This is a genomic window from Nocardia sp. NPDC019395, from assembly GCF_040632335.1.
Taxonomy (GTDB): Bacteria; Actinomycetota; Actinomycetes; order Mycobacteriales; family Mycobacteriaceae; genus Nocardia.
In genome coordinates, this window is the sequence record NZ_JBEYBT010000008.1 from 102031 (window position 1) to 126034 (window position 24004).

Sequence of the window (24004 nt, forward strand, 5' to 3'; positions counted from 1 at the left end):
TGGCCTGCGCCTGGAGCCCGTCGGCATCCACCGGGTACGACTCGAATACCAGCAGGGTGTCGAACAACGCCGCCATACCGGCCGCGGCCTGGATATCGGCCAGGCCGACATAGTGATGATCCAGCAGATCGGCCTGTTCGACCTGGATCCGGGTCAGCAACGACGTCACGGATTCGTCCCGGCCGAATCGCACCCGCACGGGGATCGTGTTGATGAACAACCCGATCATCGACTCCACCCCGGGCAGCTGCGGCGGCCGGCCGGAGACGGTGGCACCGAACAGGACATCCTCCCGGCCGGTCAACCGCCCGAGCAGTACCGCCCACGCGACCTGCAGCACCGTGTTCGGAGTGACTCCGAGTTCGGCGGCCAGGCCGGTCATCCGGGCGGTGGCCGCCGTATCCAGCTCGAACTGGTACTCCGCCGACAGCGCGGTGATCTCACGCGCGGAACTGCCGCCCGCCCCGCCCGGGCGGATGAGCGACGGCTCTTCGACCCCTGACATCGCGGCTTCCCAGGCCGACAGCGATGCCCGGTGATCCTGGCGGGCCACCCAGTCGAGGAAGTTCCGGTAGGAGCGAACCGCCGGTAGCGCGCTGTTGTCGCCGTGTACCGCGTACAGCATGAGCAGGTCCTGCATGAGCAGCGGCATGGACCAGCCGTCGAGCACGATGTGATGGTTCGACACCACGAACTGCCAGGTATCGGCGGCGGTTTTGATCAATACGAACCGAATCAGCCGCGGTTCGCTCAGATCGAACCGCCACAACCGGCCCGCTTCGATCAGATCATCGGCATTACCGGTGGCGCTGCGATCGTGCTCGGTCCAATCGACCCGCACATCGTTCAGCACCACCTGCACCGAATTGCCCTCGTGATCGGTGACGAAGGCGGTGCGCAGGTTCTCGTACCGGTCCACCAGTGCCTGTGCCGCCGCATGCAATCGCGCGGCGTCCACCCGGCCGGTCAGTGTGAGCACCACTTGCGCGGTGTACACATCCACCGACTCCGCGGCCAGCTGCGCATGGAACCACATACCGGCCTGCATCGAGGACAGCGGCCACATATCGGCCACCGGCATCGGGAATCGCCGTTCGATTCCGTCGATATCGCGCTGCGACAGCGCGACCAGACCGAAATCGGACGGGGTATGCCCACCCGCACCCGCGGAGTTCGCGTACCGGGCGACGGCCTCCAGCGCCCGCACCCACAATTCACCGAACTCGCGAACCTCATCGGCCGCAAGCAATGTGGACGGGTACCCGATCCGCGCGGACAACGTGTCACCGGATACCGCGGCATTGATATCCAGCGGCGCCATGGCCGGCATATCCGCGTCGAGCGCCGCGTCCACGGCCAGGTCATCCGCCGGCAGCCAGCCGAAATCACGCATCCCCGCGGAGATCTCGCCCGCACCGTACCGGCCCAGGTAGTTGAAACTCACCTGTCCTGGCAGGGCCGCCGGCAACTCGCCCGCGGTCTCCCGGTTCATGTACCGCAGCAGACCGTAACCGATCCCCTTGTCCGGCACCGCGAGCTGCTGTTCCTTCACCGCCTTGAGCGCCGCGCCCAGTGCGGGGCCCCCGGCGAGCGCTTCCTCGATATCGATACCGGTCAGCGCGAACCGTACCGGGAAGATCGTGGTGAACCAGCCGACCGTGCGGGACAGATCGGCCCCGGGCACAACCTCTTCCTCACGGCCGTGTCCCTCGAACCGGATCAGCAGCGGATCATCGGACGCCGCCTCCGGGGCCCGCCGGGCCCGCCACGTGACCGTCGCCAGCACGAGTGCGGTGAGCAGGCCGTCGTTCACCCCACCGTGGAACAACTCCGGCACCGTGGTGAGCAGGGTCTGAGTGACCTCGGGTGATACCTCCACCGTATGGATATCGACCGCGCCGGCGGTATCGACCGCCGGATCCATCGCGCGGCTGGTCAGCAACGGATCCGGGGTCTCGGCCACGGACTGCCAGTACTCCAGTTCGGCGATCCGCTCCGCGCTGTGCGCCTTCTCCTCGATCGCATGTGCCCAGGTCCGCATCGAGGTGCTCGGCGCGGCCAGTTCCGGCTCCTGCCCGGCACTGTGCGCACCGGCGGAGAGCAGGAAATCGGAGGTCAGGATGCGCCACGACACACCGTCGACCGCCATATGGTGCGCGACGACGACCAGGTAGCCCGTCCGATCCGCCGTATCCGGTTCCAGCCATACGAACCGGACCACCACACCGTTCGCGGGGTCGAGCCGGTCGAGTGCGGAATCGACAGCCTCCGAAGCGGTTTCGAGTATCTGCTGTTGATCGGCGGTGGCGTCGAACACCGTGTGATCGATCAGCGCGGCCACGTCGACCGAGCCCGGCTCGGCCGTCTCCACGACCCATTCGCCGTCCACGACGATCAGCCGCGCACGCAACATATCGTGCCGGTCGAGCACCGGTCGCATCACCGCGGCGATGGTCGCCCGGGTAACGCCGACCGGCAGGCTCAATGTCGTCAATTGGTGGTAGCGCCCGAAGGAACCGGGCCGCTCGACCATGAACCGCACGATCGATGTGAGCGGCATCCGGCCGACACCGCCACCCGGCAGCTCGGCCAAGGTCAGCGCGCCTTCGGCGGCTTCCCCGACCTCGGCGACGGAGGCCAGCCCGGCCACCGTCCGCTGTTCGAACACCTGCCGCGGCGTGAACACCACACCGCGGGCCTTCGCCCGGGACACCAGCTGAATCGAGATGATGCTGTCGCCGCCGAGGGCGAAGAACGAATCATCGACCCCCACCTGGTCCACGCCCAGCACCTCGGCGAACACCTCGGCGATGACCTGCTCCACCGGATTACGTGTTCCACGGAACGCCGCGCCGGAGGCGAAAACCGGTTCCGGCAATGCCTTCCGGTCCAGTTTTCCGTTGATGGTCAGCGGAATCCGTTCCAGCACCACCACCGCGGACGGAACCATGTACGAGGGCAATCGCTCCGCCGTACCGTCACGCACGGTGTCCTGTTCGAGCGCGGTACCGGATTCGGGCACCACATAGGCGACGATCCGCTGATCGCCGGGGCGATCCTCCCGGACGATCACGGCGGCCTGCGCGACACCGGGCTGCGCGAGCACCACGGCCTCGATCTCACCGAGCTCGATCCGGAACCCGCGCACCTTCACCTGATCGTCCGCGCGACCCAGATACTCGAGTTCACCGGAACTGTTCCAGCGCGCCAGGTCACCGGACCGATACAGCCGGGCACCCGGCGCACCGAACGGATCGGCCACGAACCGCGCCGCGGACAGTTCCGCCCGGCCCAGATAACCGCGCGAGAGCTGCCCACCCGATACATACATCTCACCCGGCACCCCGACCGGGACCGGTTGCAGCCGGTTGTCCAGCACATAGGTCTTCAGCCCGGCCAGCGCCCGGCCGATAACACTTCCGGCCGCCTCGGCGACAACAGCCGCGTTCAGGGCACGGTAGGACACATGCACGGTGGTCTCGGTGATCCCGTACATGTTCACCAGCAACGGCGACGCGTTCTCCATGTCACCGGCGGTACCGTCACCGTGCCGGGCAACCCAATCGGAGAGCCGGCGCAACTCCAGCGCCTCGCCGCCGAAGACCACATAACGCAACGCGAGCGCGGCGGCATCGCCGGCCGCACTCCGATCGGCCTCGGCCAGCTGATAGAACGCGGACGGCGTCTGATTGAGCACCGTGACCCGCTCGGTCCGCAACAATTCCAGGAATTGCTCCGGCGAACGCGTGGTGAAGTAGTCCACCACCACCAGCGTGCCGCCGAACAGCAGCGGGCCCCACAGCTCCCACACCGAGAAATCGAAGGCGTAGGAGTGGAACAGCGTCCACACATCGTCGGGTCCGAAACCGAACTCACGATCGGTATCGGCGAACAACCGCACCACATTCCGGTGGGTCACCGCGACGCCCTTCGGGCGCCCGGTCGAACCGGAGGTGTAGATGACATAGGCCGTGTTGTCCGGACGCAACGGCGCGAGCCGATCGGCATCGGTCACCGGAGCATCGCTGATATCGCCACCGGACGCATCGGGGATCACCTGCGGCAGGTCCGCCGGGAGATCCACCGTTACCGTGGCGTCCCGCACCACGGCTTCCGGCCGCGCGTCGGCGAGCACATACGCGATCCGATCGGCCGGCGAGTCCGGGTCCACGGGCACATAGCCGGCACCGGACTTGATCACCGCGAGCAGCGCCACCACCAGGTCCAGTGAGCGCGGCAGCAACACCGCCACCAGTGATTCCGGTCCGGCGCCCGCGGCGATCAGCCGCCGCGCCAGCGCGTTCGCCCGCCGATCCAGTTCGGCATAGGTGAGCCGTTCGGATTCGAACTTCACCGCGGTCCGCTCCGCGTGCCGACCGACGATCGTATCGAAAAGACTTGCGAGAGTGATAGTTTCCGGATCGCCGACCGGAGCTCCGCCGAGGGCGAACACCTCCGGTTCGGCATCGGCACGCGTACTCACCCAGTGGCGCAGTACATTCGACCGCTCGATGTCGTCGAGCACATCGATATCACCGACCGCGATCTCCGGATCATCGGCGATCGCGCGCAGGATCCGCACGAACCGCTCGCCGAAGGTCTCGACAGTGGCCGTGTCGAACAGATCCGTGGCGAAGGTCAGATAGCCGCTCAAGCCGTCGGCGGCGCCCGCGGCCTCGTAGGTCTCACCCAGGGTCAGATTCAGATCGAACTGCGATACCTCGATATCGGCGTCCACACCCGATACGGTCAGCCCCGGCAACTCCAGGGACGACTGTGCCATGTTCTGGAACGTGAACCCGACCTGGAACAGCGGATGCCGCGCTGTCGACCGCTCCGGGTTCAGCGCCTCCACCAGACGCTCGAACGGCACGTCCGCGTGCGCGAAGGCCTGGATATCCACCTGCCGCTGCCGCGCCAGCAGATCCGTGAACGATTCACCACGATCCACTTCGGTCCGCAGCACCAGCGTGTTCACGAACATACCGATCAGATCGTCGAGCGCCTGTTCACCACGGCCCGCGACCGGTGTACCGATCGTGATGTCGTCGGTACCGGACAGTCGCGACATCAGCACCGCCCAGGCGGAATGCACCACCATGAACAGAGTCGTGCCCTGCTGTTGCGCCAACCGCGACAGCCCGGCATGGATCTCGGCGTCGATACCGATCGCTACGCGACCACCGGCATACGACTGCTCGTCCGGGCGCGGATGATCGGCCGGCAGGTCGAGCTGATCCGGAATATCGGCCAGCGCCGTGCGCCAGTACGCGATCTGCTCGGCCGCCAGCGAATTCGGATCGGCCTCGTCCCCGAGCAACTCGCGCTGCCAGATCGCGTAATCGGCGTATTGGACCGGCAACGGCGCCCAGTCCGGTGCCGTACCCGCGGCCCGCGCCGCGTACGCGGTCATCAGATCTCTCGTCAACGGCTGCATCGACACACCGTCGCCGGCGATATGGTGCACGACCGCGGCGAGCATGTATTCGTCTGTCGCACCGTCGATCCGCAGCAGCGTGATCCGCAACGGAACCTGCTCGGCGACATCGAACGACACCGTCATCAGCTCGAATACCGCGGCCTCGACCTCATCCGCGGCCACCGTACGCACATCCAGCTCCGGTATCGCACCGGAAACCGGCAGAACCACCTGCACCGGACCGGATTCGGTCTCCGGGTAGACGGTGCGCAGAACCTCGTGCCGGGCTGCCAGATCACCGACCGCCTGCCGCAACGCCGGAATATCCAGCCGCCCGGTCAACCGGATCACCATCGGGATGTTGTAGGCCTTCGAACCGGAATCGAACCAGTTCAGGAACCACATCCGCTGCTGCGCCAGCGATAGCGGGATCCGCTGCACGACCTCACCCGACGGCAGCACCCGCGTCGGGCGCGGTTGCGGAACCAGCGCCGCCCGGCCACCCGAACCCGCCTGTTCCTCGATCAGCGCGGCCAGCGCGGTGACAGTGGACGCCTCGAACAGCGTCCGCACCGGCACCTGCGTATCCAACGCCGCACCCAGACGGGCCGTGACCCGGGTGGCGATCAGCGAGTTACCACCGAGCTCGAAGAAATCGTCATCCGCGCCGATACGCTCGATCTCGAGTACTTCGGCGAAGATATTCGCCACGGTCTCCTCGGCCGGCGTCGACGGCGCCCGGAACTCCCGCGCCTCGAAAACCGGTTCCGGCAGGGCCTTACGGTCCAGTTTGCCGACCGGCGTCAACGGGATCTCGTCGAGCACCATGATGACCGACGGCACCATGTACCCGGGCAGCCGATCCTCGAGATGAGCGGTCAGCGCCGCGGTATCGACCGAATATCCGGGCGCGCCGACGACGTACGACACCAGCGAGACCACGCCCGCGGCACCCTCGTGACCGAGAGTTACGGCGAAATCGACGGTTTCGTAGGAGGTGAGAGCGTTGTCGATCTCGCCCAGTTCGATCCGGAAACCGCGGACCTTCACCTGGAAATCGGACCGGCCCACGTACTCGAGCCGGTATTCGGGTGCACCGGAGTCGAGTTCACGGGAGGTCCAGCGCACGACGTCACCGGTGCGGTACATCCGCTCGCCCGGCGCGTACGGGTCGGCCACGAACCGGTCCGCGGTGAGACCGGGGCGGTCGAAATACCCGCGGGTCACCTGGATACCGGAAACGTACAGCTCACCCGCGACACCGTCCGGTACCGGCTGCAGCCGGTCGTCCAGTACCAGCGAACGGATACCGCGGTTCGGCCCACCGATGGTGAGTGCCTCACCGGGAACGAGCGGTTCGCCGATATTGACCACGATGGTGGTCTCGGTGGGACCGTAGACATTGTGGAAGGCGCGGACCGGGCCGTCCGGGCCACCCAGCGGAATCGCCCATTTCGCCAGCAGTTCGGGCGAATACGCCTCACCACCGACAGCCAGCACCCGCAGGCTGTCCAGATCCGCCGGATCGAAGGTGGCCAGCGCGGCCGGGGTGATGAACAGATGGGTCACCTGTTCGTCCCGGATCAGCTGATAGAGCTCGGCACCGCCGTAGGTCCCCGGCGGCACCACGACCAGCGCGCCACCGGAACCGATCGCCAGCAGCAGCTCCATCATGGAGGCGTCGAAGCTCGGCGAGGAGAAGTGCAGGGTCCGGGTATCGGAATCCATCCGGTAACGCTGCACCTGTTCGGCGCTGAAGTTCGCCAGGCCGGCGTGCGGAACCACGACGCCCTTGGGCACACCGGTGGAACCGGAGGTGTAGATGACATAGGCGGTATTCGCCGGTGCCAACGGCCGCACCCGGTCGGCGTCGGTAACGGGTTCGGCCGGATACCGGTCGAGATCCAGCTCGTCGAGCACCAGCCAGTCCACCGAATCCGGCAGATCCGCACGTACCCGCGAGACCGTGACGCCCATCCGCGCACCCGAGTCGGTGAGCATATGGGCGATCCGCTCGGCAGGATAGGTCGGGTCGATCGGCACGAACGCCGCGCCGGATTTGGTCACCGCCCATTCGGCCAGTACCGAATCCGCCGACCGCGGCACGGCGATCGCCACCAGATCCTCGGCGCCGAGCCCGGCCGCGATCAGCACCCGCGCCAACCGGTTCGAGAACATATCGGCCTGGCCATAGGTCCAGCGTTGATCCGCGAACACCAGTGCCGGTGCCGACGGATCCACGGCCACCGCCGCGGCCAGCAACTCCGGCAGTGTACGAGCCGGCACCGCCGGACCACCGGTCCGCGTCACGGCCGCCGCACGTTCGGCCGGGTCCAGGATCTCGACCGCGCCCAGCACCACATCCGGGTCGGCGGCGATCGCCGACAGCAGCCGCTGCCAGCGGATCAGGAAGCTACGCGCGGTCGCCTCGTCGAACAGCTCGGTCGCGTAGTTGAGCGACAGATCCATTCCGCCCGCCGCGTTCTCGGCGAGCGTGAACTGCAGATCGAACCGTGCGATATCCTCCGCGAGTTCCAGCCCGGACACCTCGAGCCCGGCCAGATCCAGCACCGGCTGCTGCGCGTTCTGCAGCGACAGCGCGACCTGGAACAGCGGGTTGCGGGCCTGCGAACGCTCCGGCGCCAGCAGATCCACCAGCCGCTCGAACGGCACATCGGCATGACCGAACGCGTCGAGATCGGTGTTCTTGGCCCGATCCAGCAGATCGGTGAAGGTCTCCCCCGAATGGACAGCGGTCCGCAACACCAGTGTGTTGACGAACATACCGACCAGATCATCGAGAACCTGTTCGCCGCGACCCGCGATCGGCGTACCGACGGCGATATCGTCGCTGCCGGACAACCGCGCCAGCAACGCCGCGAGTGCCGCGTGCAGCACCATGAAGATCGAGGCGCCCCGCTCGCGGGCCAGCTCGTCCAGGGTCCGGGTCAGCTCGGCCGATAGTTCGTCGTGCACCGTGGCACCCCGCAGCGAGGCCACCGCGGGACGCGGCCGATCGGCCGGCAATGCCAGTTCGTCGGGCAGATCGGCGAGGGCACGCTGCCAGAACGCGACCTGGCGCGCCATCGGCGAATCGGGTTCGTCCTCGGCTCCCAGCACCTGCCGCTGCCAGAGCGTGAAGTCCGCGTACTGGACAGCCAGCGGTTCCCAGTTCGGCTCACTGCCCTGGGCGCGCGCCGCGTACGCGGCCATCACATCGCGGGCCAGCGGCGTCATCGAGAAACCGTCCGCGGCGATATGGTGCACGACCACGACCAGCACATGCGCGTCGGGTGCGGTTTCGAACAGCCGGATCCGCACCGGTACCGCGGCGGCCACATCGAAACCGGTGGCCACGAACTCGGTCACCGCCGACACCACATCGGCCGCGCCGACCACGACCGACGTGAGCGCCGGCGCCACCTGCTCGGCGGGCACGATCACCTGCACCGGGGTCCCGTCCAGCTCCGGGTACCGGGTGCGCAGCGATTCGTGCCGCCACATCACATCGGCCACGGCCGCACGCAACGCCGCGACATCCAAGGGCCCGGAGAGCCGGATCGCCATCGGCAGGTTGTAGGCCACCGACGAGGTGTCGTACTGGTTCAGGAACCACATGCGCTGCTGTGCGTACGACAGCGGAACCAGCTCCGGCCGCGGACCCGCGACCAGCGGCTGCCGCGCGCTCTCACCGGCCTGTTCGGCGCGGACGGCCAGCGCCGCGACCGTCGGCGCCTCGAACAGCGCGCGCACCGGCACACTCGTGTTCAGCGCCTTGCTCAGCCGGGCCGCCACCTGCGTCGCGACCAGCGAGTTACCGCCCAATTCGAAGAAATCATCGTCCGCGCCCACGCGTTCCACGCCGAGCACCTCGGCGTAGGTCGCGGCCACGACCTCCTCGATCGGAGTCGAGGGCGCCCGGAACACGCGCGCCTGGAACACGGGCGCCGGCAGCGCCTTACGATCCAGCTTGCCCGAGGCGTTCAGCGGGAATTCGTCGAGCACCACGAACACCGAGGGCACCATGTAGGACGGCAGCCGCTCCCGCAGATGGACCCGCAATTCCTCGGTATCGACGGTCCGGCCGGTATCGGGCACCACGTAGCCGACGAGCTGATCCCCGACCTGCGCGTCGCTGTGCACCACGACCAGGGCCTGTGCCACCGAGTCCGACTCGGTCAGCGCGTACTCGACCTCGCCCGGTTCGATCCGCAAACCGTGCAACTTCACCTGGAAGTCCGACCGGCCCAGATACTCCAGTTCACCCTCGGAGTTCCAGCGGACCACATCACCGGTCCGGTACATCCGCTCAGCGGCACCGAACGGGCTGGCGACGAACCGCGCCGTGGTCAGATCGGGGCGGCCCACATACCCGTGCGCCAACTGCGCACCGGTCAGATACAACTCACCGGGCACACCCGCCGGAACCGGCCGCAAGCGTTCGTCCAGTACGTAGGCCCGGGTGTTGAACACCGGCGAACCGATCGGCACCGCACCGGTATCGGCAGCGGTCACCTCGTAGTGGGTTGCGTCGATCGTGGTCTCGGTCGGGCCGTACAGATTGTGCAGGCGGGCCGGGGACCGCTCCGACAGACGCCGGGCGATATCGCCGGAGAGCAATTCGCCGCCGACGAAGACATTCCGCAATCCGGCCCACAGCTCGGGATCGGTCTCTGCGAGGAACACCGACAGCACCGACGGCACGAACTGGGCGGTTGTCACACCTTCCTCGGCGATCAGCCGGGCCAGATACACCGGATCCCGATGCCCCTCCGGCCGGGCGACGACAAGGCCGGCTCCGGCCTGCAGCGGCAGGAAGAATTCCCAGACCGAAGCGTCGAAGGTCGCGGGAGTGCGCTGCAACATCATGTCACCCGCGCCGATGCCGTACTGCCCGTGCGACCACACCAGGCAGTTCACGATCGCCCGGTGCGGCACCGCCACACCCTTCGGGCGCCCCGTCGAACCCGACGTGAAGATCACGTACGCCGTGTTCTCCGGGCGCAGCGGCCGGTGCCGATCGGAATCGGTCAGCGGCGCATCGGAGTATCCGGACAGGTCCAGGCGGTCGATCCGTACCTGATGCCCGATCGCCGAGTCCAGGTCGTCTCCGGAAGTGAGCACACATACCGGGCGCGCGATATCGAGGATGTGCTCGGTCCGGTCGGCCGGCTGATCCGGATCCAGCGGCACATAAGCACCGCCCGCGGCCACCACGGCATACATACCGACCACCAGGTCGACGGACCGGCGCATACCGAGGCCCACATACGATTCCGGGCCGACTCCCGCGTCACGCAGCCACCGGGCGAGCCGGTGCACGCGCAGCGCGAACTCGCCGTAGGACAGACGTGTCCCCTCGAAGATCACCGCGGTCGCGTCGGGCGTCCGGGCCACCTGCGCCTCGAACAGCGAGACCAGAGTCTTCGTCGCGTTGTCCGCGGCCTCGGCCAGCGCGGTTTCCACCGCGAACTCGGTGGCGTTCCACTGGTCCAGCACCAGCGACCGCTCGCTGCGGTCCATGATCTCGATATCGCCGACCGCCACTTCCGGGTGGTCGCTCACACCACGCAGCACCCGGATCAGGCGCCGGCCGAAATCGACCGCGAAACGCTCGTCGAAAAGGTCTGTGGCATAGACGATATCGACGTCCATGCCCGACCCGTCCGACGTGTCGTTCAAGGTCAGCTGCAGATCGTACTTCGTGGTGGACGAATCGAGCGCGAGGCCGGTCATGTTCAGGCCCGGCAGGTCCAGCTGCGAATCGCCGAGGTTCTGGAATGCCAGCATCACCTGGAACAGCGGCTGCCGCGACTGCGACCGCACCGGGTTCAGCACCTCGACGAGCCGCTCGAACGGCACATCGGCGTGCGCGAACGCGTGCAGATCGCGATCGCGCACATGCGCGAGCAGCTCCCGGAACGAAGCGCCGGTATCGATCTGGGTCCGCAACACCAGGGTGTTGACGAACATGCCGACCATATCGTCGAGCATGCGGTCACCACGCCCGGCGATCGGTATACCGATGGCGATATCGCTGGTTCCGCTGAGCCGCGCGAGCAGGGTGGCGAAACTGCTGTGCACCACCATGAACAACGTGGTGCCCTGGGCCTTGGCGAGCTCGTTGAGCTCGGCGACCAGATCTCCGGGGAGCACGAACCGGTGGGTCGCCGCTTGTTCGCTGGCCACCGCGGGCCGGGTGCGCGTGGACAACCGGAGTTCGTCGGGCAGACCGTCCAGCTCCGCGCGCCAGAAGTCGAGCTGCCGGGAGGCCAGCGACGCCGGATCGTCCTCGGAGCCGAGCAGTTCACGCTGCCAGATCGCGTAGTCGATGTACTGGACGGGCATCGGCAGCCAGTCCGGGGCCCGGCCGGCGCTACGCGCCTCGTACGCGAGCATCAGGTCACGGCTCAGGGGATGCATCGAGAAGCCGTCGGCCGCGATATGGTGCACCACCCCGACCAGGACATGGTCGTCGGCGCCGAGGCGGTAGACCCGCATCCGCACCGGCAGATCGACGGTCAGATCGAAGCCCAGGCAGACGAATTCGGCGATCGACGAGAGCAGTTCCTCGGCGAGCCCGTCCGCGACACCGGCGCCGACCGCTATCTTCTCCACATCCGGAACCGCCTCGGCGGGCGGCAGCACCTGCTGATAGCCCACCCCGTCGTGCGAGGGGTAAACCGTTCGCAGGGACTCGTGGCGCGCGATCACATCGCCGACCGCCTCGATCATCGCCGGGACATCGAGGGTGCCACGCAGCCGGAGCGCGATCGGGATATTGTCGACCGCCGACTCCGGTTCGAAGCGGTTGAGGAACCACATCCGCTGCTGCGCCTGCGACAGCGGCGGACGCTCGGTCCGGGGGCGGGGCGCGAGCACGGGGCGCCCGCCCGCACCGGCCTGCTGCTCCACCCGGGCCGCCAGTGCGGCCACGGTCGAATCCTCGAAGAGCATCCGCACGGGCACCTCGGTGTCGAGTGCGGCACCGATCCGGGCGGCTACCTGGGTCGCGATCAGCGAGTTACCGCCGAGCGCGAAGAAATCGTCGTCGGCGCCGACTCGTTCGGTGCCGAGCAGCTCGGCGAACACCTCGGCGACGATCTCCTCGATCGGCGTCGAGGCGGCCCGCGATCCCGCGGATTCGAATACCGGCGCGGGCAGCGCCCGGCGATCCAGTTTTCCGTTGATGGTCAGCGGAATCCGGTCCAGCACGACGAGCGCGGAGGGAACCATATAGGACGGCAGTCGCTGTCCCGCGCCCTCGCGGATCGCCTCGGTATCGAGATCGGCGGCGGTCTCCGGCACCACATAGCCGACGATCCGGTGATCGCCCGGCTTGTCCTCCCTGACGATGACCGCGGCCTGCGCGATACCCGGCTGCGCGAGTACCGCGGCCTCGATTTCGCCGAGCTCGATCCGGAATCCGCGCACCTTCACCTGGTCGTCGGCGCGACCCAGATATTCGAGTTCGCCGGAGCGGTTCCAGCGCGCCAGGTCACCGGAGCGGTACAGACGTGCCCCGGGTTCGCCCAGCGGGTCGGCCACGAACCGCGCCGCGGTGAGATCCGGGCGCTCCAGGTATCCGCGAGCCAGCTGCACACCGGAGACGTACAGCTCACCCGAGACACCCACCGGCGCCGGCCGCAGACGGTCGTCCAGCACATAGACCTTCAGCCCCGCCAGCGCGCGACCCACCACGCTGCCGGCCGCACCGGCGATGGTGGCCGCGTCGAGGGCGCGGTAGGACACGTGCACCGTGGTCTCGGTGATGCCGTACATATTCACCAGCAACGGCGACGCGGTCTCCCGGCCGTCGATCAGCTGCGTGCGCCCGGCCGTACCGTCACCGTGCCGTTCGACCCAGTCGGCGAGCCGGCGCAGTTCCAGTGCCTCGCCGCCGAACACCACATAGCGCAGGGCCAGCGGACGATCGTCGGCCGCGCTGCGATCGGCATCGGCCAGCTGATAGAACGCCGACGGCGTCTGGTTCAGCACCGTGACGCGTTCGGCGCGCAGCAGTTCCAGGAATTGCTGCGGCGAACGCGAGACGTAGTAGTCGACGACAACGAGGGTGCCGCCGAACAGCAGCGGTCCCCACAGTTCCCAGACCGAGAAATCGAACGCGTAGGAGTGGAACAGCGTCCAGACGTCCTCGGGCCCGAACCCGAACTCACGCTCGGTATTGGCGAACAACCGCACCACATTCCGGTGCGGTACCGCGACACCCTTGGGGCGGCCGGTGGAACCGGAGGTGTAGATGACGTAGGCGGTGTTGTCCGGCCGCAGCGGCGCGATCCGGTCGGCGTCGGTGATCGGGCCGTCGTCGGCGTCTTCGATATCACCGGCTTCCACCGCGAAACCGTCCACCGCGACCCGGGACACACCGGCCGGAAGGTCCACCTGCACAGCGGAATCCAGCATCACGGTCGCCGGGCGCGCGTCGTCCAGGATGTACGCGAGCCGCTCCGCCGGCGAATCGGGATCGACCGGAACATAGCCGGCGCCCGATTTGATCACCGCGAGCAGCGCGACGACCAGATCCAGCGAACGCGGTAGCAGAACCGCGACCAGTTTCTCCGGGCCGGCGCCCTCCGCGATCAAACGCCGTGCCAGCACGTTCGCCCGGCGATCCAGATCGGAGTAGGTGAGCCGATCGTCACCGAACTTCGCGGCGATCCGCTGCGGATGCTCGCCGGCGGCGGCCTCGAAGAGGCTCGCCAGAGTCGCTGTCGCGGGCAGATCGACCGGTCGGCCGTCGACGCTGAACACACCCGGAGCGGCGTCGGCACGCATACCGGTCCAGCGCTCGACCACGTTCGTACGCTCGGATTCGCCCAGCAGATCGATATCGCCGACCGCGATATCCGGATCCGCTACCACCGCGCGCAGGATCCGCACCAGCCGATCCGCGAATTCGGCGACGGTCTGCGGATCGAACAGATCGGTGGCATACGCCCACTGCATGAGCAGGCCACCGTCTGTTTCCGCCGCCGTTCCGACGGTGAGCTGCAGATCGAATTTCGCCAGACCCGGATCGAAATCGACGATATCGAGGTCGAGTCCCGGTAGTGCCAGGGTCTGCATATCGGCCGCCGACGCCGCTTCGAACGTCAGCGCCACCTGGAACAGCGGGTGATGCGCCTGCGAACGGCGCGGGTTGAGAATATCGACGAGCCGCTCGAACGGCACATCGGCATGTCCGAAGGCCTCCAGATCGGTGCGCTGGACTCCGGCCAGGAACTCCGTGAACGACGCGCCCGGGGAGACCTCGGTACGCAGCACGAGAGTATTGACGAACATACCGATGACATCGTCCAGCGCCTGCTCGCCGCGACCGGCGATCGGGCTTCCGATGGCGATATCGGCACTACCGGACATCCGGCTCGCCCAGGTCGCCAGCGCCGCGTGCATCACCATGAACAGGGTGGTGCCGTGCGCGCGGGCCAGCTCCTCGAGCGCCGCGCGCAAGGGTGCGTCGACGGTGAAATCGTGTACCGCGCCGATATTGGACGCGATTTCCGGACGCGGCCGGTCGGCGGGCAGCTCCAGCCGATCCGGCAGATCCCGCAACCGCTCGCTCCAGTAGGCGATCTGCCCGGCGGCAACGGATTCCGGATCGTCTTCCGAACCGAGCACCGCACGCTGCCACAGCGTGTAATCGGCGTACTGGATCGCCAGCGGTTCCCAGCCGGGGGCCAGGCCGCGGCAGCGGTTGCTGTAGGCGACAACCAGATCACGCAGCAGCGGACGGACCGAGAAACCGTCGGTGCTGATGTGGTTGGCGACGAAGACGACGACGTGCACATCGTCGGCCAGTCGCAACAGGGTCACCTGGAACGGCGGCGCGGTCGTGACATCGAAGAACACACCGGCCAGCTGCAGGATCCGGGCATCCAGCTCCGATTCCGAGACGGGCTCGGGGGTGAGATCGAAATCCACCTCGTCGACCGGCAGCACCCGCTGTACACCGACTCCGTCGATATCCGGGTAGACAGTGCGCAGGACCTCGTGCCGTTGCATCAGATCGACCACGGTCGCGGTCAACGCCTCGAGATCCAGTGCCCCCGTGAGCTTTACAGCCACCGGGATATTGTTGACCGCCGAACGGTTGTCGAAGCGGTTGAGGAACCACATGCGCTGCTGAGCCAGCGACAGCGGCACCCTCGTCACGACCTCGCCCGAGGGCAGAACCTCTGTCGGACGCGGCTGCGGCACCAGCTCCGCCCGTCCACCGGCGCCGATATGCTGCTCCACCCGGACAGCCAGACCGGCCACCGTCGAAGCGTCGAACAGCGCCCGCACGGGCACCGTGGTATTCAAAGCCTTACCCAATCGCGCCGCTACCTGCGTCGCGATCAGCGAGTTACCGCCGAGTGCGAAGAAGTCGTCGTCGGCGCCGACCCGCTCCACCCCTAGAACATCGCCGAACACACCCGCCACGATCTCCTCGACCGGAGTCGACGGCGCCCGGAACACCTGAGCCTCGAACTCCGGCTCCGGCAACGCTTTACGATCCAGCTTCCCGGACGCATTCAGCGGGAACTCGTCCAGCACCACGAACATGGCCGGAACCATGTAGGCCGGCAACCGGTCGGTCAGGTGCGCGCGGAGAGCATCGGTGTCGATGACCGCGTCCACGGCGGGCACCACGTAGCCGACGAGCCGATCACCGGTATTCGGATCCGATTTCGCCAGTACCACCGCACGCGCCACCGCGGCGTGCCCGGTCAGCGCGGCCTCGATCTCACCGAGCTCGATCCGCTGGCCACGCACCTTCACCTGGAAATCGGACCGGCCCACGTACACCAGATCGCCGGTGGCGGTCCGGCGCACCACATCGCCGGTGCGGTACATCCGCGACCCCGCGCCGTCGAACGGATCGGCCACGAAGCGGTCCGCGCTCAGATCCGGGCGTCCGACGTAACCGCGCGCCAGCTGCGCGCCCGCCAGATACAACTCGCCCGTGACACCCGCCGGTACCGGCCGCAACCGCGAATCCAGCACGTACGCCCGCGCGTTCCACACCGGGGCACCTATCGGGACCGCGCCGGCGATATCGCCGGCGACCGGGGCATGCGTGGCATGCACGGTGAACTCGGTCGGGCCGTAGAGGTTGTACAGCGCCACATCGGTCACCCGGCGCACCGCCGCGACCACATCACCGGTGAACGCCTCACCGGCCACGAACAGCATCCGCAGCGATGCCAGCGCACCCGGATCGACGGCCGCGCTCTCGGCGAACACCGACAGCATCGACGGGACGAACGAGGTTGCCGTCACCCCTTGTTCGGCGATCACGGCGGCCAGATAGACCGGGTCCCGGTGACCGTCCGGCGCGGCGATCACCATCCGCGCACCGGTCATCGACGGCGCGAACAACTCCCAGAGCGATACATCGAAGGTCGCGGGTGTCTTGAACAGCACCACATCGTCGCGATCGAGACCGTATTCTCCGGCGATCCAGGCGATCTGATTGGCGATCGCCGCATGCGATACCGCCACCCCCTTCGGCCGGCCCGTCGAACCCGACGTGAAGATCACGTAGGCGGTATTCGACGGCCGCACCGGTGCGATCCGGTCCGCATCCGTTACCGGCGCGGAATCGAAACCACTGGTATCGAGGGTGTCCAGCGCCAGTACCGGCACACCTGTCCCCTCGGGAACAGCCGCGACGTCATCGGCGGTGGTCAGCACACATACCGGTGCCGCGGCATCGAGGATGTAGCCGATCCGCTCGGCCGGATACGCCGGATCCAGCGGCACATACGCACCACCGGCGGCGACCACCGCGTACATCCCCGCGACGAGGTCGATCGAGCGCGATACCAGCAGGCCGACCAGCGTCTCCGGACCCACACCCCGCGAAATCAGCAGCCGGGCGAGCCGGTTCACCCGCTCGTCGAACTCGCGGTAGGTGAGCTCCTGCCCCTCGAACGACACCGCGACCCGGTCCGGATACGCCGCGACCGTCCGGGTGTAACCATCCAGCAGCAGCTGCGCGTCCACGACGGAATCGGTCGCGTTCCATTCGGTGAGCACCCGGGTCCGCTCGGCCGCGCCGAGCAACTCCAGATCGCCCACCGGTGCGGACGGATCGGCCACGATCTCGGTCAGCAACCGCACGAGCCGGTCCGCGAACGCTTCCGCGGTGGCGTGGTCGAACAGATCCGTGGCGTAGGTCAGCGTGCCACCGATACCCGCCGGCGCACCGCTGTCGTCGTAATCGTCCGCGACGACCAGGTTCACATCGAACTGCGAGATCCCGGTATCGATATCCATCCCGGATACCGTCAGCCCCGGCAATTCCAGATTCGACTGCGCCAGGTTCTGGAATGCCAGACCCACCTGGAACAACGGGTGGCGGGCCTGCGAACGGGCCGGGTTCAGCACCTCCACCAGACGTTCGAACGGCACATCCGCATGCGCGAACGCCTGGATATCGATCTGCCGCTGACGGTTCAGCAGCCCGGTGAACGACTCCCCGCGATCGACCTCGGTCCGGAACACCAGCGTGTTCACGAACATACCGATCAGATCGTCGAGGGCCCGCTCACCACGACCCGCCACCGGCGTACCGATCGCGATGTCATCGGTACCCGACAACCGGGACAGCAGCACCGCGAACGCCGTGTGCACCACCATGAACAGCGTCGCGCCCTCGGCGCGAGCCAAGGTGTTCAATGCCGTGTGCAGCTCGGCGTCGATCTCGATCGGAACCCGGCCGCCGACATACGATTGCACCGCCGGACGTGGCCGGTCGGCGGGCAGATCCAGCTGTTCCGGCAGTCCCGCCAGGGCCGAGGTCCAGTAGTCGATCTGCGCGGTCGCCAGCGATTCCGGATCGGCTTCGTCGCCCAGCAATTCGCGCTGCCAGATGCTGTAATCGGCGTACTGGACCGGCAACGGCGCCCATCCCGGCGTTTCACTCGCGGCCCGCGCGGCGTACGCGGTCATCACATCGCGCGCCAGCGGTCCCATCGACGAACCGTCCCCCGCGATGTGGTGTACCACCATCGCCAGCACGAATTCACCGCTGACGCGCTCGGCCGCGGCGATACCGTCGGCACCGTCGGCCGAGGCCGAATCGCGCACTTCGTACAGCGCCACACGTAGGGGCACCTCGGTGGTCACGTCGAAAGTGGCGGTCGCCAGTTCCGAAACCGCCGAAACCACATCGCCGGCGGCAATCGTCCGCATTTCCATCGTGGGCGTGGCCTGCCCGACCGGCAACACCAACTGCACCGGACCCGATTCGGTCTCCGGATACACCGTCCGCAGCACCTCGTGCCGTGACACCAGATCGAGGACGGCAGCCCGCAGCGCCGCCACATCCAGCGCACCGCTCAACCGGATCGCCAGCGGAATGTTGTAGGCCGCCGAATCACCGTCGAACCGGTTCAGGAACCACATCCGCTGCTGCGCCAGCGACAACGGCGCGGCCTCGACGGTCTCACCCGAATCCAGTACCCGTTCCGGACGCGGCTGCGGTACCAGGGCGGCTCGTCCGCCGGCACCGGCGTGTTCCTGGATCCGCGCGGCCAGCGCGCCGACAGTCGACACTTCGAACAGGGCCCGCACCGCGACATCGGTGTTCAACGCCTGCCCGAGCCGGGCGGCGACCTGCGTCGCGATCAGCGAGTTGCCGCCGAGCGCGAAGAAATCGTCATCCGCGCCGACCCGGTCCACACCGAGCACCTCGGCATAGACCCCGGCCACGATCTCCTCGACCGGTGTCGACGGCGCCCGGAACTCGCGGGCCTCGAACAACGGCTCGGGCAACGCTTTACGATCCAGCTTCCCGGAGGTATTCAACGGGAACGCGTCGAGTACCACGACCGCGGCGGGCACCATATACGACGGCAGAACCTCACGCACCGCATCCAGCAACGCGGTCTGCGCGATCTGCTCACCCGGCGCGGCCACCACATACGCCACCAACTGCTCACCCAGTTGGGTGGCCGCGACGGTGACGACAGCCTGACTGATCTGCGGCCGCGACAGGAACGCCGACTCGATCTCACCCAGCTCGATCCGCTGACCACGGAACTTCACCTGGAAATCGGTACGACCCAGATACTCCAGCACCGGCACACCATCGACCTGCGCCCAGCGCACCAGGTCACCCGTGCGGTACATCCGCTGCCCGGCATCGAACGGACTCGCCACGAAACGATCCGAACTCAGATCCGGACGGGTCACATAACCACGCGCCAGCTGATCACCCGCGAGATACAACTCACCCGTCACACCGGCAGGTACCGGATGCAACCGCGAATCCAGCACATACACACGGCTGTTCCACTCCGGAACACCGATCGGCACACTATTGGTCTCGTCACCGGTCGCCTGCCAATACGTGATCGACACCGCGGCCTCGGTCGGACCGTACAAGTTGTGCACCGCGGCATCGGAAATCGCGTGCATCGCCGAAACGGTCTCCGGCGGCAACGCCTCACCGATCACGAACACATGCTCGAGCGACGGGATCGAGCCCGCCACAGTCTGGGCGGCGAATACGCCCAGCATCGAGGGCACGAAGTCGGTGACCGTCACCCCCTGCTCGGCAATCGTGCGCGCCAGATACTCGGTATCGCGATGACCGTCCGGAGTAGCGACGACCAAATGCGCACCCGCCGCCAACGGCAGGAAGTAACCCCACAAAGAGACGTCGAACGTGGTCGCCGTCTTCTGCAGATACACATCGTCCGCGTCCAGCGGATACTGCGACAGCATCCACGCGACCTGGTTGTTGATCGCCGAATGCGAAACCGCCACACCCTTCGGACGGCCCGTCGAACCCGATGTGAAGATCACATACGCCGTATTCGACGGCCGCAGCGACGCCGGCCGCTCGGCATCGGACACCGGCGACTCGTCGTACCCGCTGACATCCAGCTCATCGAGTGCCAGTACCGGCACATCGGTACCCTCGGGCACCGCGGCGGAATCCGCGGTCGTCGTCAGCACACACACGGGTGCGGCGGTATCGAGGATGTACCCGATCCGCTCCGCCGGATGCGCGGGATCCAGCGGCACATACGCACCACCGGCCGCCACCACGGCATACATCCCGGCCACCAGGTCGATCGACCGCGACACCAGCAACCCGACCAGCGACTCCGGGCCCACGCCCTGAGCGATCAGATGCCGGGCCAGCCGATTCACCCTGGACGCGAACTCGCCATAGGTGACCTCGGCGCCCTCGAACACCACCGCGATACGGTCCGCGTGCTCCGCCGCGGTCCGGAAGAAACCGTCCAGCAGCAGCTGCGGCGGCAGCAGATGATCGGTGGCATTCCACTGCGCCAGCACTCGTGTGCGCTCGACCGGATCCAGGATCTCGAAATCGCCCACCGGCACCGAGGGGTCGGCCACGATATCGGCCAGCAACCGGACGAACCGGTCGACGAACCCTTGTACCGTGGCGCGATCGAACAGATCGGTGGCGTAGGTCAGCCGGCCGGCAACACCTGCCGGTATCCCGGCGGCGCTGTAGTCGTCGCCGAGGATCAGGTTCAGATCGAACTGCGAGATCTCGGTATCGAGATCCACGCCGGAGACCGTCAAACCCGGCAGCTCCAGCACGGAAGCAGAGAGGTTCTGGAAGGCCAGTCCGACCTGGAACAGCGGATGCCGCGCCTGCGAACGCGCCGGATTCAGCACCTCCACCAAACGCTCGAACGGCACATCCGCATGCGCGAACGCCGCGATATCCACCTCACGCTGACGACCCAGCAGATCCGCGAACGATTCACCACGATCGAGTTCGGTCCGGAACACCAGGGTGTTCACGAACATACCGATCAGATCATCCAGCGCCTGCTCACCACGACCCGCCACCGGCGTACCGATCGTGATGTCGTCGGCACCCGACAGGCGCGACAACAACACAGCCAGCGCCGAATGCACGACCATGAACAAAGTCGCATTGTGCTGCTGCGCGACCCGCATCAAGCCGGCATGGATCTCGGGATCGATACGCACTTCGACCCGGCCACCCACAAACGACTGCACGGCCGGTCGCGGCCGATCCGCCGGCAGATCCAGCTGATCCGGCACACCCGCCAGCGCCGACTGCCAATACTCGACCTGCCCGGCGGCCAGCGATTCCGGATCGGATTCGTCGCCCAGCAGTTCCCGCTGCCAGATGCTGTAATCCGCGTACTGCACCGGCAACGGCGCCCAGCCCGGAGCCTCACCCGCGGCGCGAGCCGCATAGGCGGTCATCACATCCCGCGTCAACGGACCCACCGATGAACCATCGGCCGCGATGTGGTGCACCACCATCGCCAGGACCCATTCATCCGGGCCCGTGCTCAGCAGCAGTACCCGCACCGGCGCCTGCTCGGTGACGGAGAACCCGACCGACATCAGCTCGGCGATCCGGGCCACCGCATCATCGGTGGTGACGACCTCCAGACCATCGGGCAGTACCTGCGCGACCGGCAGGACCTCCTGGTACGGAAGCTCATCGGGACCGACGGGGTACCGAGTCCGCAGCGATTCGTGCCGCTCCAGCACATCCGAGATCGCCCAGCGCAACGCTTCGACGTCGAGTTCGCCGGACAACTGGATGGCGAGCGGGATGTTGTAGGCCGTCGACTCCTGATCGAACCGGTTGAGGAACCACATCCGCTGCTGCGCCAGCGACAACGGCACAGCCGTCACAACCTCGCCCGATGCGGTGATCCGCGTCGGACGCGGCTGCGGCACCAGCGCACTACGCCCGCCGGAGCCGGCATGCCGCTCCACCCGAACAGCCAAACCAGCCACCGTCGACGCCTCGAACAGCGCCCGCACCGGCACCGTCGTATCCAACGCCTTACCCAACCGAGCCGCCACCTGCGTCGCCACCAGTGAGTTACCGCCCAGCGCGAAGAAATCATCATCCGCGCCGACCCGGTCCACACCGAGCACCTCACCGAACACCCCGGCCACGATCTCCTCGATCGGGGTCGACGGCGCCCGGAACACCCGAGCCTCGAACACCGGCTCCGGCAACGCCTTACGATCCAGCTTCCCGTTCACATTCAACGGCAACGCATCAAGCTCCACAAAAGCCGACGGCACCATATACGACGGCAACCGCTCACCCAGCTCCGCTTGGATCCGGGCAACGTCCAGCCCCGCACCGGCAGCAGCGGGGACCAAGTAGCCCACCAGCCGGTCCCCGGTCCGCGGATCCGACTTCGCCACCACCGCGGCCTGCGCAACCTCCGGCAACGCCAGCAACGCGGCTTCGATCTCACCCAGCTCGATCCGGAAACCACGAATCTTGACCTGGAAATCCGTACGACCACGATATTCGAGCTCACCCGCACGGTTCCACGCCACGAGATCACCCGTGCGATACATCCGCGCACCAGATGTGAACGGATCGGCGACGAAACGCTCCGCACTCAAATCGGAGCGACCGAAATACCCCACAGCGAGCTGCGCACCCGCCAGGTACAACTCACCCGCAACACCGTCAGCAACAGGGCGCAACCGGCTATCGAGCACATACACGCGCGAATTCCACTGCGGCGCACCGACCGGCACCGACACCCGATCCGCCTCGGTCACCCGGTGCGTCGTAATCGACACCGCGGCCTCGGTCGGACCGTACAGATTGAACAACCCGACCGCCGGATGCTCGGCGAGCATCCGCTGCGCTGTCGCGGCAGGCAATGCTTCACCGATAGCCAGCACCCGCCGCAACGAACCGGCGACGCCTTCATCGCTGCCGAGCAGGGCGTCCAGCATCGACGGCACCACCGTCAGAGTGGTCACCCGCTCCCGAGCCATGAACTCGTTCAGATACGACGGATCCCGATGACCCTCCGGCGAGGCGATAACCATCCGGCCACCACACACCGCCGCGAGCCAGAACTCCCACACCGACAAATCGAACGTCGCCGCCGTCTTCAACAACACCGCATCCGAAGCATCCAACCCGAACTCGGCGGTGATATAGCGCAACTGATTCACGATCGCCGCATGCGACACCGCCACACCCTTCGGGCGCCCGGTCGAACCCGACGTGAAGATCACATACGCCGTATTCGACGACCGCAACGGCGCCGCCCGCTCGGCATCGGTGACCGGCCCCTCGGCGAAACCACCGAGATCCAGATCGTCCAACGCCACCACCGGCATATCGCCGTCGGCACCGAACCCGGTAGCGGTATCGGTCAGCACACAGACCGGTGCCGCGGTGTCCAGAATGTATTCAGTGCGTTCGGCCGGCTGATCCGGATCCAACGGCACATACACACCACCGGCAGCAGCCACCGCATACATCGCGACAACCAGATCCACCGACCGGCGCAACGCCAGCCCCACCCGATCCTCCGGGCCCACACCCTCCGCAATCAGGAACCGCGCCAAACGATTGACCCGCGAACCCAACTCCGCATACGTGACCCGCGCACCATCAGAAGCGACCAACGCCACCGCATCCGGAGCCGCACCTACCGAATCATCCAGCAACGACACCAACGTCGCCGACGAATCCAGCTCCCGCGCAGTCGCATTACGGGCCTCGAGCGCCTTGCGCTCGGCCGGAGCCAGAAGCTCCAGATCACCCACCGCGGTACCCGG

The 24004-nt window shown here is 67.1% G+C and carries 1 protein-coding gene (cut by both window edges); it reads right to left on the reverse strand.

Every position in this 24004-nt window falls within one protein-coding gene, locus ABZ827_RS19925, for a non-ribosomal peptide synthase/polyketide synthase (protein ID WP_357238542.1), read on the reverse strand. The gene is 66459 nt long; 28268 of those nucleotides lie to the left of the window and 14187 to its right, leaving coding positions 14188-38191 in view, spanning codon 4730 (complete) through codon 12731 (partial); reading right to left, the first codon wholly in view occupies positions 24002-24004. Both the start codon and the stop codon lie outside the window.